This window comes from Pontibacillus litoralis JSM 072002 (genome assembly GCF_000775615.1).
Classification (GTDB): Bacteria; Bacillota; Bacilli; order Bacillales; family BH030062; genus Pontibacillus; species Pontibacillus litoralis.
In genome coordinates, this window is sequence record NZ_AVPG01000021.1 from 26,425 (window position 1) to 40,853 (window position 14,429).

Sequence of the window (14,429 nt, forward strand, 5' to 3'; positions counted from 1 at the left end):
AATTCAATCGCATTAAATGACAGAAAAATAAAAAAACAGTTACAATAGATATAATCTTGTAAAAAGGGAGCGATGACATGAAAGCATTTGTTCATGAAAGTGCAAAAGGTTTAGCAGGAACAGGCGTGAAACAAGTAGAAGCGCCAGTCCCTAAAGCGAATGAAGTACGAATAAAATTAAATTATGCAGGAATTAATCATCGAGATTTATTTATTGTAGAACAGCATGATCCATCAAAGCCTCCACTTATTATTGGTTCAGATGGGGCTGGTGTAATTGATGCTATCGGCAAGGACGTTTCCAACATTCACATAGGCGATGAAGTCGTGATAAACGCTGCACTTGGCTGGCAAACGAAAAGTGATGCTCCACCAGCTACCTTTCAAATAATAGGTTCCCCAAATCACGGTACATTTGCTGAATACATTACCGTACCTGCTTCGAGTGTTGAGCCAAAACCAGAACACCTCACGTGGGAAGAAGCTGGCGTCCTACCTCTTGCAGCTTTAACGGCTTATCGAGCGTTATTCACAAGAGCTAAAGCGAAAGCAGGAGACACAATTCTGTTACCGGGTGTAGGAAGTGGTGCCGTCACCTTCTTGCTACTATTCGCTAACGCTATCGGAGCTCGAACCATCGTCACATCACGCTCTCCTTACAAACGAGAGAAAGCATTACAATTAGGGGCAGACATCACCATCGATAGTAGTCTGGATTGGGATAAACAGCTTCAAGGGGAACAAGTAGATATCGTTATTGAAACAGTAGGAGCAGCCACTTTCAACAAATCTCTTAACCAACTACGACCAGGTGGTACCATGGTCACATTTGGTGCATCAGCAGGAGATCACATTAATTTAAATATACGACACTTTTTCTACGGCCAGTATAATTTGCTTGGCTCCACAATGGGAAGTCACGACGAATTTAAAGAAATGCTAGCCTTTGTGAACAAACATAAAATTAAGCCAGTAATCGATCAAGTATTTCCTTTACATGAAGCAAAAAAGGCACTGACTCGAATAGAAGAAGCCGAACAATTCGGGAAAATTGCTATTGAAATATGTAAAAGCGAGTAGAAGAGAGCATAAACTCTCTCCTACCCTTCTCTACATTAAGTCCAATCGATCGCCTGAATTTCTTTACAATCAATTTGTTGTAAGCCACCGCCATTTAAGAAAAATGCTAAACCTGTGTTAGGATCGATACTTACAAAGTGAGTAACTTCAATTGTGACACCATCTACAACTACTTTGTCTACTGGATAATAAGGTGGTAATCCAGATAATACCTCACAAAAATAGTTTGAATGATTATAATCTCCCATGTCTATTCCTCCTCTAAATTTTTTCGCCTGAGCTCAGGCTACACTTCAATATATTGAGGAGGGATTATTTATGTATAATTAGAAAACCTATTATTCTTTAAAATAGATAGATTCCTATAAAAAATGGAGAAGCAACCTATTAAACACAAACAGGTTGCTTTCACCACTTCACCCCATGAACACTATGATAATCTACCGTAATTAACTTCTCTCCGTTGCGAAAATGAGCAACACCTAGATTCGGTAATATTTTTACGAAATTCGAAACATGAACCTCTTTTCCCCCTAAATATAAAGTATCAACGGGATAATTCGGAGGAAGTTTAGTAAGCATTTCACTAATAGGACTGACATAACTAAATAAAGCTTGAATTTCTTCATGTGGATGTTTTTTTACTTCCTCCGTTTTCTTCCTCTCTTCTTTTTCCTGTAACAGCTCTTCTTGTATGTGATTCACTTCGCCCATCACTATTTCTTGTTGCTGCTCTTGCTCACGGAGATGATTTTCTAATTTTTCTTGCATCTTTTCTTGTAAGAGGAGCTGGTTCGCTACTTCTCTTCGTTTCACTTCTTGCTTGTGAAGCTGCTCTTCCAATTCCTCATGCCTCTGCTCTTGCTCTTGTATACGTTGTATCATTTTGTAATGCTGTTGAATATTTTCTATTAACTGTCTATCTAATGTCGTTTGAGCTTTTTTTTGTTGGTTGATTTGTTGAGTCATCAACTCACTGCGCTCCTCATATTCATTCATCTTCACATGAATATCATCGACTTGCGCGTTTAAAAAAACAAATTGCTGCTTCATTGTTCTTAGTACATCTTGATATTTATCTTCCATTTTACCAACCTGCGATTCTAAACCGTTTAAATAACAAAGTAATTGTGACGTAATTTCTTGCTGACATGTTTTCCATTGTTGCAACGCTTGTATCCCCTCTTCTAATTCGTTGCATTTAGTTAACAAAGGATTGGTCCGAAAAAATGTTTGATTGGTCTTATGACAAATCGACAGGTTCATAAATGGTTGTGGGTATATGTCGAGCTTCCTCATACACGCCTTCATTTTTCTATCCTCCTATATAGACATATCACCATTATCATATGTATAGACGGTCGTATAGTGTCTGTATGAAATGAATAAAAAAAGACCAAGTTCTATTATAAGAACGAGGCCTTTCTCATTGAAAGTCGTATTCTAATTTTTGTTTCAACACGCGTAATACTAATTCTTCAAATAATTCCATCCATACGACAAGACCGCTACCTTTTTGTAAACAATTAAAGTACGTACTCCCGTATATCACAGACAAATTGGAAGGGGCGATGCCTAACTTGTATTCGTCCCATTTCTCTTGAATCCAAATCCATATTTCTAAATCATCTTTCTTCCAATCCATCTTCATAAACTCATATAACGCGACAGCCTGCAATGGTTCAAGTTCTCTCGGCTGACGTAACTCATTGGGATCCCCCCATTGAGCTAATTCCATCAGTTCTACATCAAACTGCTCCCCTAAATATTGTATAAAAGAGATCATCTTCCTACCTCCTGTTAGAAGCCATCACATTCGTCCTCTCTTCTCGATAAAAAAGAAAACGAACAAGACATAAATAAGTCCTTAATATGGATTAAATCATATTTTTTACTTGAACGAAATGGTTTTATGTATATTTTTAATTAGCCTTAACATTTTTCTTTTAAGGAAAGACATCAAAAAACAGACAAAAGACTCTGCCTCATCGATAGAGACAGAGTCAATAGGAGGAAAAATGAAAACGAAAGAACCTTAACAACTAGTTGACATTTCCGCAAATAGACGATGGGAATGCGTTGTGTCACATCGCCTGACAAGAGTATACATCCACCCTACAACAAACACAGCTTATCATGAACAATGCAAAGGCTACATAATTCATAACCTCTCCCCTCTCATCAAGTTCAAACCTGTTGCTGGGGTGTGTTATTACAATCTTATGACACCGCGTGCAAAAATATACTACATGAAATCCAGAAAGCGTTGATCCACTTTCTGGATTTCAATCAAAACAAAGGCAGATTAGATAAATTGTTGGACGAGTCTCCATCAGGCTCACTGCGCAAATGATCCGCTCCATCTTTTCCTTTAATTAAATCTACATGTGCAAGTTGCCCGTCACGAGCCATTTGCTGTGCTTCTTTATAATCCACAACTTGCCCGTTTGACAACTTCATCTTAATAATACTTCCTTGCCCATTTTTCCGTACAGCTACAATATGATTTGCCATCTTATCTCCTCCTCTTGCTGTTAAGTTTCCCAATCTTTATCAACATATGTATGGCACCTATATGGTACAATCCATAGAAAAGGGGGAGTTAGAAAATGGGCTATCAGCTTGAACGTATTCCTTTTGAACTCATCACGACTTTAGAACCTTTAAAAAATGAACAAGGACGTGTGATTGAATACATACCTACAATTACGGAAGATAAAAAAATCACAAAAGCCGTACACCCTTATCGCCAAGGCCCTTACTGCACGTTTACTATTCCACCAAATGAAAGGAGCGGTGTATATGCCCTTGTCATAAACGATAGAATCTCTTATATTGCAGACACTATGAACTTAAGTCGTGACATCAATGAAGGCTTCGGATCTATCCCAAAAGATGCGTACCTCTCTGATACGCATGAAATAAACGCCAAACTGTTGCAGGAATTTTATCAAGGAGCTTCCGTTCAATTGCTTTTCCACGAAACGTACCACACTCCTCTCCTAACTCACTTTCTCCAAAAGCGCTTTAAACCATCATGGAATTGTCCACACGAGTTAGATTGGTACGATAATATACATTCGAACATTTCTTTCCCTTCACATACTACAGGGAAATACGGGCGAATCTTTGATTATTTAAATAGAATTGATACTGCATATGAATGGCTGACATTTACTGAAATAGAAGCCATTCTTCAACAACCACTACCTCATTCCGCATATATACTTTCTTCATGGTGGGGTAATAACGTGCAACATACACAAGCGAAATCATGGATCCGTGCACATTACCGTGTGAAAAAGTGCATATTAGGACGTTATGTTCTTTTTGAAAAAAAGTCAAACTAAGTACTAGGAACATTACAAAAGCCTTAAGGAAAAGATAGATTTCCTCAAGGCTTTTATATTTAAAACATGAGAAACGATACGACAAAGTACATTGCCGTGACGATAATGGAAGGAAGGGCGTACCTCCATACATGATCGATTTCTTTCTTTCTCAATAAATTATAAATAACAAACAATGTCATTACCATCCCGAGAATAGCTGTATAACTATTCGTTACATCGACATCCTTTAATATAGCATCCTCGCGATACAATGCGTCTGTTATGGCTAGTATTTGCAAATTAAACAAATTACTACCTAGTATGGACCCTAACGCAATACTATAGTTAAACATTTTTATCGCTGCCATTACGGCTACTAATTCTGGTAGTGATGTCGCCGCTGCAATCAAAAAGTTACCTACGAAGCTTGCATTTAATCCTGAAATCTTCGCCAATTGATCACCAGATATAGATAACACACTACCTGCGATAAATACAACTAACGCAGCTATGATAAATCCGATAATCGCCGTACGCTTGGAGTAATCCTTCTCAAGCACGTCTTCCTCTTGTTCTACCTCTTTTTCTCCACTTTGAGAACTAGTAAAACGCACGTACATAATATACAACAGCACAATAACAATCATTTCGACTCCAATATTGAAAACAGTGTAAGAGCCTGGAATAAGAAGGGCAAGCACAATAATCCCTGCAAACAGTAATCCGACAATTGCAGTTGACAAATTCTCCCTTACATCAACATGATGATACAATTTTCTTCTTCGATAGAAAATATCCATCACAGCAATAATTAACAAGTTAAATACGTTACTTCCTAACATGTTCCCTACTGCAATATCGGTATTATCAATATATACAGCCGTTAAACTCGTTGTTAATTCTGGCAATGAAGTCGCTCCAGCAATTAAAAAAGTACCAACAACAGCCCCACTTAACGATGATTTCCTACTAATTACGTCACCGAACGTATTTAAATAAACGGCAGCAACGACAACAATAACTGCTGAGACCAAAAACGACAAATAAACCATAAATATCCCCTTTCCACCAGTTTAAAAACCCCTAGCACGAATATTGTACCAAGGTCTTGCAAACTGAAACCTACATTTCAGCCCGATGAACCAGGTAAACTTACTACCGTGTTGACGATTCATCAGCCGGTGAAACGGTCGCTACTCCCCTTGAAATAGAATTCCCATATGTATGCTAGAAAAAATGATAAGACTACCATAATGTAGTTTACTATATACTAAGCGTACATAAAAGTTATAACTATGTAAATAAGTCAAATTGTACGATATTTTTTTAATAATAACTATCATTTTGTGCCACCAAATCCTTTTTAACTTTTTAAAATTTTTCGTGTTTTTCCTTTCATAATCTTGGATAAATGATACAATGTAGTGGGGATTGATACATAATAAGAGGTGATTTGTATGAACCGTATCGTGATTTTAGGTGGCGGTTATGGAGGGTTAAAGATTGCTCAACAACTACTACCACACATTGATGATGAGACAATGATTACATTAATTGACCGAAATCCTTATCATTCTATGAAGACAGAATTTTACGCTTTGGCAGCTGGAACAATTGCAGAAAAAGATATAAGAGCTAGCTTTCCAAAGCATGAACAACTAACTGTAATTGCGGATGAAATAGTACAAATTAATTTGGAACAACAGGCTGTGTTTCTACGTCATGCCGAGAAGCAATATTATGATTATCTAATTCTTGGATTAGGATCAGAGGATAATTTCCATGGTATTGACGGTGCAAGTGAGCATACGTACAAAATTTCAACAATCAACAGAGCTCGTCAAACCTATGAAGCAGTTAATAACATGAAGAATTATGGAACCGCTACCATTGTTGGTGGTGGTCTTAGTGGCGTTGAAATGGCGTCCGAACTTCGTGAAAGTAGACCTGATTTGAATGTACGGTTACTTGATCGTGGTCCAAGTATTTTACGCACTTTCCCAGAATCCATTCAACAACATGCTATAGAGTGGTTTGATGAACATGACGTAGAGCTCGTTTATGAATCACAAGTAGATTATGTCGAGCCAGACATTTTATGTAATGCAGGTACGTGTTTGTTAAGTGATGCTACCATTTGGACAGCTGGCATTAAACCAAGTAAAATAATTGAAAAACTTGAAGTAGAAAAAGACAAAGCTGGTAGAATTATCGTAAATGACTATCACCAAATTCCAACCTACCCTAACATATACGTTAGTGGGGATTGCGCTAGTTTATATTTGCCTCCTAGTGCACAATTAGCCCAACAACAAGGGAAACAAATTGCAGACGTGCTTATCAGTACGTTAAAAGGACGAACTCCGAAGAAGCCTAGCAAAATTGTAATTAAAGGGACGTTAGGATCTTTAGGTAAACAAGATGGGTTTGGATTAACATTCTCTTCTCCTTTAAAGGGCATCTTACCTCGTGTTATAAAAACCGGCGTACTATGGTATCACAAATTCCAAAATTAACGACACCCAAAAACTGGCATATATTCCATGCAAGATGCCAGTTTTTCATTCCATAATCCGTTAGCAAACCGTTGTTAACTACTGTATAATTAAGAAGCAACATTTCCTACATAATATAACGAAGGAGCGAATGAGATATGCCATACGTAACAGTTAAAATGCTTGAAGGTAGAACAGACGAACAGAAAAAAGCACTCGTAGAAAAGGTTACAGAAGCAGTATCTGAAACGAGCGGAGCACCTAAAGAGAAAGTAGTCGTGTTTCTGGAAGATATGCCTAAGAATCACTATGCTGTGGGCGGAAAACGACTAAGCGATCAATAACATTAATAAATAGGAGTTCGTCGCTTTCTATCCTTATGAGATGTGGTGAACTCCTTCTTCAACTTAAATCTCCAACGTGCCCCTCGACTTCAAAACTTGTTGTAATTTCTATCTTTTTCCGCTCCGCAAACGACAACTCGTTCAGCTTTAACGATGAGTTATCCCTCTCTATCGTCTTCCCATGACATTTACCACCCACTTTTCTATTAAACGTAATAATTGGTTTAAATTATTTATGGAAATAAAACTAGACGCTTTGCTCATCTTATGAAAAAGTCGTGTTTTCACCTATACATTTTTTGTAATGACATAATAAAATGTGACAAAGAGAGTGCAATACCGTCTTCATTCTCTTGATCAAATATGAATGGAGAAAGGAGTAATCGATGATGGGCTTTGGATACGGTGGATTCGGCTATGGCTGTGGTGGTGGCTACGGGTATGGTGGCAGTAGTTTCGTGCTAATTGTCGTGTTATTTATTTTGCTTATTATTGTTGGAGCAACGTGCTTTTACTAATAGGAACTAGCGTCTTACCCCTGCCTTCGGGGTGAGATTTTCTTTCTTTCTTGATGATTCATAAATATGGAACTTGCTCTTCACAAAAAAAGTCACCTGGAGTCACAGGTGCTTTCTTCTTGTTCCTTTAGAAATCGAAATGATCTGGATGTGGTCCAACACGATGGTCTTCATTTAATGCAGAGATGCTAGCTACTTCTTCCTCGGTTAAAGTAAAATCATATACATCAGCATTTTCATGAATACGATGAGTCTTCGTAGATTTCGGAATTGTAACAATACCTATTTGTAAGTCCCAACGAATGACAATTTGAGCAGGTGATTTTTCATATTTTTGTGCGAGTTCTTTTATTAGTGGCTCTTGTAAAATTTCCCCTTGCATTAAAGGACTCCAAGCCTCTACAATAATATTTTGTTCTTGACAATAGGAACGTACTTGTTGCTGTGTTAGCTTCGGATGTAGTTCAATTTGATTGACCATCGGCTTTACCGAAGCATCATTTACAATATCCTCTAAATGATGGACTTGAAAGTTACTAACCCCAATTGCACGAATTTTACCTTCTTGATATAACCTCTCTAAAGCTCGCCACGAATCTTTATATTTCCCTTCTACAGGCCAGTGGATTAAATACAAATCAAGGTACTCAAGCCCTAGCTTATCCATAGTCGTTTCAAAAGCTTGTAATGCAGACTCATACCCTTGATCCGCATTCCATAACTTAGAGGTCACAAATAATTCTTCACGCGCTATACCTGATTCGCGGATAGCTTGCCCTACCCCTTCTTCATTTTGATACACTGCTGCTGTATCAATGCTTCTATAACCGTGTGCTAACGCAGTCTTCACAGAATGAATCACTTCCTCCCCATCCTCAACTTTAAACACACCTAGTCCAAGACGTGGCATTTGCACACCATTATGTAAGGAAATTGTATCTTGTAAATGGCTCATATATTTACTCCTCCTTCTCTTACTTATCCCAACAATATCACGAAAACTTAAATAATTTCAAAGAATAAACCCTCTAGTGTCTAGAGGGTTTAACCATTATCCATATAAAGCTTTATTCTTTACTTCCTCTTCTTCCGTTAAAAAACTGTAGAAAAGGTTAAGGGCTAACGTATTTTGCTGCTTTACATCTTTTATATAATGATCGATGCGTTGTTCGGATAGGGTGCGACTATTTTTCATACGCCCCATAATATACTCGTTGCCCTTTTGATTAATCTCTTGCTTATACACCTTTTTCTCCTTATTTAAAGCCATACCAAACGCACCAACAAAAGCTAGTATGATTAAAGATAAAGTGGTTGGAGTACTCTCTCCATAGAACATGACCGAAATCAAGTTAAATATGGCAAAACTAATAAGCAGTACTGACCCAAATGTATATTTACTAACTTTTTTCAATAGTGGTTGAATCGTTTCATTCATCTTCTCTAATTCAATTTCCATATATTTTGGCAAGTTCATAAAATTCATAATAACCGTTCCCCCTTATTTTGGAACATTTATTCTTCTTATTCATTGTATTCCTTATTTAGCAGCTTCATAAACGTTTTTCTTCGATTAACGCTACCTATAACTATATCGTCCCTCACCCTTTTCCACTTATTTCCCTTGTTGTTACAACTATTAAAAAACGACCTACACTAACGTATAAGTCGTAAAAAAACAAAAAATGACCTATACCAACGGAAGGTAAGGTCTTGCTAACAACACTCGTTGCCACTAAAGCCGAGAGGAATCCTCTGTAATGACGACTTTAATGTTAAAGCTACTCCCCTTAAAGGAATATGCTATTTGATTCTATTATATAATGCGAGTGGAATATAGTCAATTTATAAGCTTGGTTATTTTGCCTATCTGTTGTATTGAAATGGTCCTGCTTGATGATATCTTTTTTGAAACTCGATGAAAGGCTCTCCTTTTCTTTTACGCTTTCGAATTTGTTCCTCTGTTTCTCCTTCCCACTTTTGCACTTTTGCGTGCGGTTTAGTCTTCCAGTGATCTTTCCATTTTACCGATCCAATAACAATGATGAAGATAGCAACGGACACAATTGGTACAAAAAGGCCCATACAGCATCCCCCTTTTTGCACCATTATATGTGGCTATGCAGTAAATGACAACGAAAAATAATAGACAATAATTGACATGGAGATGGTCTTTTACGTCCTTTCCATACATATTGCGAAATGAAAGCACCAATCACTTATTCCGCAATTTGAACGGTTCCGTATTTACCAGAGAAATATGCCAGTGGAGCTTGGTCGGATAGTTGTATATTACTAACTTCTCCAATAAATAACGTGTGATCACCTGCAACGTGGTTTGCATATTGCGAGCAAACAATATTGACTACTGCATCTTTCAAGATTGGAAGTTGCTCAAATCGGTCAAAAGCTACACTCTGATCCTCTTTTCTTTTCCCAGCAAAGTATGTTGACAAGTGTTGTTGAGCTTCAGATAAAATAGTAACTGCAAAGGAATCAGACTGCTTTAAATAGTCATGCATACGCGCTTTATGAGCAACAGATACGACGATGAGTTTTGGATCAAGTGATACAGACATGAAAGCATTTGCTGTCATCCCGTGTACCTCTCCATTTACTTCTGTTGTGATGACGGTTACTCCAGTAGCAAATTTGCTCATAGCTGTTTTAAATAAGCGATCATCCATCCACTATCCCTCCAAAATAATAAATGTTGACTTGCTCTTCAAATGGGTTTCTATACGATTCCCTTTAATTAAATTAAATTATCTGTTTTTTTAGTGTAGCACGTATGGCGTAACTATGCATCGCGAATGCTCAAGCAGGAGTTACTTTATTTTCTCTATCATTTCCACCCTATTGCCAAATGGATCGCGAAATTCAAAACGCTCATAAGAAGGTATAGGAATAGCATCTGTTATCTTAATGGTATGTTGCTCCAGGTTTTCTCGCCACCACTGTATATCTTCCACTTCATATGCGATGTGAGCCTTCGTAGAATATCGATCAAATCCAGTCTCCGTTCCAATGTGTACTTCTCTATCCCCTACTTGTAGCCAGAAGCCCCCTCGACCTTGAAGAGATGGTGGCTTTGTTAATTCCGTTAAGCCAAGAATCCCACAATAAAATTGCCTTGCAGCTTCCTCTTTCCCTATAGGAATAGTTATTTGTACGTGATGCATCCCCTTGATCATTTAATCTCCTCCCCTTTGTACATACAGCATATCAGTAAATTTTTTATAGTTCTACTTATTGCATCACCTATGTTTCATTTGATTTAATATCTCCACATGTTTACGGTTCATGTCTATTATTTCTTTAATGATTCTGCGGCTCTCTTTGTCTAATTTACCGGCGACCATTTCTTCAGACATCTCTATTCCATATTTAGTTTCCCCTTTTAGAGCACTACGAACGATTTCATCTGTATCATCCGGAATTTGAAACCGGCCAATAAATCCAGTCACAGCACCAACGAATCCTTCATCATCTACAGGTTTACCCCCAAGGTTTTGAATATGCTCTGCTACTTGTTCTGCGTTTCGTTTATGCTGTTGTTGAATCGCTTGGAATTCTTTCCGCACATAATGATCATTTACCTTTTGTATGTAGTCCTCATATGCGTGTATTCCCATATACTGCCCTTGTAAAAACTTATTCAGCGTTTTCAATATGTTTGTTTTTTCCATGCGCGCTATCCCTCCTTTTTCTTAGTATGAATACAAACAAACCCCTCTATACAAAAAAAGGCACCTTGAAAAAGTGCCTTTTTTATATTACATATCTTCAACCACTATATATGTTGCTTTCACCGGTCCATGTACACCAACAATTAAATTCATTTCAATATCCGCGCTATTACTTGGTCCTGTTATAAAGCTGACACAAGAAGATACATCATGCCCTTCTTGGTTCGCTTCATGAATATGTTTCCCTGCGCCGGACATACGGGGAACAATCGTACTCTTCGGGATAACGGCAATGTACGTTTGAGGGAGCAAACTAATAGAACGACCATTACCCTTATTGTTAAACAATGTTACGGTTCCTGACTCTGCAAGCGTAATATCACTAAAGGTAATACCGACATCTGCTTTTTCAGCGATAGCAATGTTTTCTTTTCCTTTAGAAACATCCCATACATGCACGTCTTTGCCTTGTTCCTTTAAACTTGCATAATAGGACGATAAACCGAATTGTTCATTGCGCTCATCTTTTGCTGCTACAATGGATTGTCCGTTATAGTCCTCCAGTGCTGCTGTCAATGTTGCATTCAAGTTCTCCAACGTTGTCCGCTTCATAACTGTATGGATTTTCTCACATTGTTCTTCTAGACGGTTGACTAGCTCATCTTGGCTCTGCCCCGCAAATACGCGCCACTGTGGTTGCACACTATACGTTGGACGCTCAACAGGTTCTGTCAGGCGATTTCTTCCTAGTTTACTCGCAACATTATTTAAAAATGCTTCTCGATTTTGGATGCTCATTATTTATTGCCTCCCTTTTCACGTGACTTAAACCAAGCTCGGAAAGATTGTTTACTTGGTGCAGGGAAGTCTCGAACGTCTGTCCAACCTTTTAAAGGTCCTGGGCCATTTGTGATTTTCTCATCTTTAGTCCAAGGTTTTAAAGCTGTACGAGCCATTTTTGCACTTAACTTATAAGCTGCTGGATGGGACCCCCATTTAGCGAATCCTTCCATCATCAACTTTTCCGAAGCTGGTGCTTTATTTTCCTTTTCCACAATAATTTCACGGTGACGAATTAAATGCTCGTGAAGTGGAATTCTTACCGGACATGCTTCCGTACATGCAGCACATAATGTCGACGCATATGGCAACTCTTTATGATTGTCATAACCATCCAATAAAGGTGTTAAAACGGCACCAATTGGACCGGGATAGATAGAACCATATGAATGACCACCAACATGACGGTAAACAGGACATACGTTAATACAAGCAGCACAACGAATACAATGTAAGGCAGACTGGAATTCCGTACCAAGAATATTCGAACGGCCGTTATCGACAATGACTAAATGATAATCTTCAGGTCCATCGACTTCTTCCTCTAAACGAGTACCTGTTATCGCCGTCACATAACTAGTTAACTTCTGACCTACTGCTGCACGCGTTAACAAACTAACAACAATGTCCAGATCTTCCCAAGTTGGTACAATACGTTCCATACCCATTACAGAGATTTGAGTATCTGGTAAAGACGTTGCTAAGCGCGCGTTACCTTCGTTCGTGACAAGGGTGACTGCACCAGACTCTGCAACAGCGAAGTTACACCCTGTAATCCCTACATCCGCTGTTAAAAAGTCTTCCCGTAATTGCTCGCGAGCAAATGCCGCTAACTCTTCGGGCTTGCTCGATTTATCATACCCTTTTTTCTCCGCAAACGTATCACGAATTTGTTCTTTATTTTTATGCAGTGCTGGTGTAACGATATGGGATGGTGGATCATGGTCGTCTAATTGCAGTATCCATTCTCCTAAATCCGTTTCAATTACTTCTGCACCAGCTTGTTCAATGGCTGCATTTAAGCCAATTTCTTCTGTAACCATTGACTTAGACTTTACAATTTTCTTTGCGTTCTTTTGCTTAATAACGTTTTGTACATATTCATTTGCTTCTTCGGCTGTCTGAGCAAAGAATACTTTACCTCCACGTTTTACTACTTGATCACTTAACTGTTGGAGGTAATAGTCAAGGTTTGTTAGCGTGTGAGAACGTATTTCTTCTCCCAATACACGCCAGTCTTCCCAATCACCTAACTCTTCTGCTGCCGTTAATCGACCTGTTCGCATGCGGCCTTGTGCAGAAGATACAGCACCTCTCATAAAATCATTCGATATACCTTCTTGAATACGCTCTTTAAATGGTGCGTTACCGATTTTAATTCCCATTATAGTCCTCCTTCCTTAAATGCTATTAAGTACTTTCGTAATATGAATCGCTTCTACAGGTTTACCATCACGACTTAATCTACCACCGATATTCATCATACAACCCATATCAGCACCAATTAAGTACTCTGCTCCTGTTTCCGTAACGTGCTCTGACTTCTCTTTCACCATTTGCTCAGAAATTGCAGAGTTCTTTACAGCAAATGTCCCACCAAATCCACAACAGTCTTCGCACATAGGTAATTCAACAAATTCTAATCCTTTTACATTGTTCAATAATCTATATGGTGCATCTTTCACCCCTAATAAGCGTGTCATATGACAAGAGCGATGATAGGTTACTTTTGCATTAAATGTTGCACCGACATCTTCTATCCCTAACACATCCACCAAAAATTGTGTGATTTCATACGATTTATTTGCAAGCTCCTGAGCCGGTTTTGCAAATTCTGGATCATCCTTGAATAAATGCGCATACTCATGTAACATGGCTACACAAGAACCAGACGGCCCAACAACGTATTCTGAATACTGAAACGCACGAATCATTTGCTTCATTGACTCTTTCGCTTTCGTTACGTGCCCACTATTGTATGCTGGTTGCCCACAGCAAGTTTGCGCTTCTGGAAAATCTACTTCACATCCGAAACGTTCTAAAATTTCTACGGTATCTTTTCCTACGTCTGATGCCATTACGTCACAAAGACACGTAATAAACAAAGATACTTTCATGATAATATCCCCCTC

Annotated in this window: 18 protein-coding genes and 1 pseudogene; 5 read left to right on the plus strand and 14 right to left on the minus strand. The window is 38.3% G+C overall.

Annotated elements, in window-relative coordinates; genetic code table 11:
* The first annotated feature begins 77 nt into the window (after positions 1 to 77).
* The gene (locus N784_RS12230; RefSeq protein WP_036835311.1) at positions 78 to 1,079 is read left to right on the plus strand and encodes a zinc-binding dehydrogenase; all 1,002 of its coding nucleotides are present in this window, start codon (positions 78 to 80) and stop codon (positions 1,077 to 1,079) included.
* 35 nt (positions 1,080 to 1,114) lie between these two features.
* Here the strand turns inward: N784_RS12230 and N784_RS12235 are convergent, their stop codons facing one another.
* From N784_RS12235 to N784_RS12250, 4 genes are all read right to left on the minus strand, one after another.
* Positions 1,115 to 1,327 carry a hypothetical protein gene (locus tag N784_RS12235; RefSeq protein WP_036835314.1) on the minus strand — a complete coding sequence of 71 codons (213 nt, stop codon included), beginning with the start codon at positions 1,325 to 1,327 and terminating at the stop codon, positions 1,115 to 1,117.
* A gap of 160 nt (positions 1,328 to 1,487) precedes the next feature.
* Entirely contained in the window at positions 1,488 to 2,390 is a 903-nt protein-coding gene (locus tag N784_RS12240) for a hypothetical protein (RefSeq protein WP_036835316.1), read from the minus strand.
* Positions 2,391 to 2,505: 115 nt separating this feature from the next.
* Entirely contained in the window at positions 2,506 to 2,865 is a 360-nt protein-coding gene (locus N784_RS12245) for a hypothetical protein (protein WP_036835318.1), read from the minus strand.
* Positions 2,866 to 3,368: 503 nt separating this feature from the next.
* Positions 3,369 to 3,593 (minus strand): DUF3892 domain-containing protein, encoded by a 225-nt coding sequence (locus N784_RS12250; RefSeq protein ID WP_036835319.1) that lies wholly within the window; start codon positions 3,591 to 3,593, stop codon positions 3,369 to 3,371.
* A gap of 95 nt (positions 3,594 to 3,688) precedes the next feature.
* Between N784_RS12250 and N784_RS16030 the strand changes: the two genes are divergently transcribed.
* Complete coding sequence (locus tag N784_RS16030) at positions 3,689 to 4,429, plus strand: DUF7662 domain-containing protein (protein WP_052127302.1); 741 nt, start codon at positions 3,689 to 3,691, stop codon at positions 4,427 to 4,429.
* A gap of 59 nt (positions 4,430 to 4,488) precedes the next feature.
* Here N784_RS16030 and N784_RS12260 read toward each other — a convergent pair whose 3' ends face one another.
* Complete coding sequence (locus N784_RS12260) at positions 4,489 to 5,463, minus strand: sodium:calcium antiporter (protein ID WP_036835320.1); 975 nt, start codon at positions 5,461 to 5,463, stop codon at positions 4,489 to 4,491.
* 405 nt (positions 5,464 to 5,868) lie between these two features.
* Between N784_RS12260 and N784_RS12265 the strand changes: the two genes are divergently transcribed.
* From N784_RS12265 to N784_RS16365, 3 genes and pseudogenes are all read left to right on the plus strand, one after another.
* On the plus strand, positions 5,869 to 6,927 hold the full coding sequence (locus N784_RS12265; protein ID WP_036835321.1) for an NAD(P)/FAD-dependent oxidoreductase: 1,059 nt from the start codon (positions 5,869 to 5,871) through the stop codon (positions 6,925 to 6,927).
* A gap of 137 nt (positions 6,928 to 7,064) precedes the next feature.
* A complete protein-coding gene (locus tag N784_RS12270; protein WP_036835323.1) occupies positions 7,065 to 7,250 on the plus strand; it encodes a 2-hydroxymuconate tautomerase in 186 nt (61 codons plus the stop codon).
* A 434-nt stretch (positions 7,251 to 7,684) separates the two neighbouring features.
* Positions 7,685 to 7,768 (plus strand): annotated as a pseudogene (locus tag N784_RS16365) (YjcZ family sporulation protein); the annotation flags it as partial.
* A 127-nt stretch (positions 7,769 to 7,895) separates the two neighbouring features.
* On the opposite strand, the gene N784_RS12275 reads toward N784_RS16365, so the two are convergent.
* The 9 genes from N784_RS12275 to N784_RS12315 all read right to left on the minus strand — a co-directional run bounded on the left by N784_RS12275 (position 7,896) and on the right by N784_RS12315 (position 14,414).
* Positions 7,896 to 8,723, minus strand: a complete 828-nt coding sequence (locus N784_RS12275; RefSeq protein WP_036835325.1) for an aldo/keto reductase — start codon at positions 8,721 to 8,723, stop codon at positions 7,896 to 7,898.
* A 96-nt stretch (positions 8,724 to 8,819) separates the two neighbouring features.
* A complete protein-coding gene (locus tag N784_RS12280) occupies positions 8,820 to 9,254 on the minus strand; it encodes a DUF5392 family protein (RefSeq protein WP_036835332.1) in 435 nt (144 codons plus the stop codon).
* 380 nt (positions 9,255 to 9,634) lie between these two features.
* On the minus strand, positions 9,635 to 9,853 hold the full coding sequence (locus N784_RS12285; protein ID WP_036835333.1) for a hypothetical protein: 219 nt from the start codon (positions 9,851 to 9,853) through the stop codon (positions 9,635 to 9,637).
* A gap of 134 nt (positions 9,854 to 9,987) precedes the next feature.
* Complete coding sequence (locus N784_RS12290; protein ID WP_036835334.1) at positions 9,988 to 10,455, minus strand: flavin reductase family protein; 468 nt, start codon at positions 10,453 to 10,455, stop codon at positions 9,988 to 9,990.
* A 141-nt stretch (positions 10,456 to 10,596) separates the two neighbouring features.
* Positions 10,597 to 10,962, minus strand: a complete 366-nt coding sequence (locus tag N784_RS12295; RefSeq protein WP_036835336.1) for a VOC family protein — start codon at positions 10,960 to 10,962, stop codon at positions 10,597 to 10,599.
* Positions 10,963 to 11,025: 63 nt separating this feature from the next.
* Positions 11,026 to 11,457 carry a ferritin-like domain-containing protein gene (locus tag N784_RS12300; RefSeq protein WP_036835337.1) on the minus strand — a complete coding sequence of 144 codons (432 nt, stop codon included), beginning with the start codon at positions 11,455 to 11,457 and terminating at the stop codon, positions 11,026 to 11,028.
* Positions 11,458 to 11,544: 87 nt separating this feature from the next.
* The gene (locus N784_RS12305) at positions 11,545 to 12,255 is read right to left on the minus strand and encodes a LutC/YkgG family protein (protein ID WP_036835348.1); all 711 of its coding nucleotides are present in this window, start codon (positions 12,253 to 12,255) and stop codon (positions 11,545 to 11,547) included.
* Entirely contained in the window at positions 12,255 to 13,682 is a 1,428-nt protein-coding gene (locus N784_RS12310; protein ID WP_036835351.1) for a LutB/LldF family L-lactate oxidation iron-sulfur protein, read from the minus strand. Before N784_RS12310 ends, N784_RS12305 begins: the two co-directional genes overlap by 1 nt.
* Positions 13,683 to 13,697: 15 nt before the next feature.
* Positions 13,698 to 14,414 carry a (Fe-S)-binding protein gene (locus N784_RS12315; RefSeq protein ID WP_036835353.1) on the minus strand — a complete coding sequence of 239 codons (717 nt, stop codon included), beginning with the start codon at positions 14,412 to 14,414 and terminating at the stop codon, positions 13,698 to 13,700.
* Between the last annotated feature and the right edge of the window lie 15 nt (positions 14,415 to 14,429).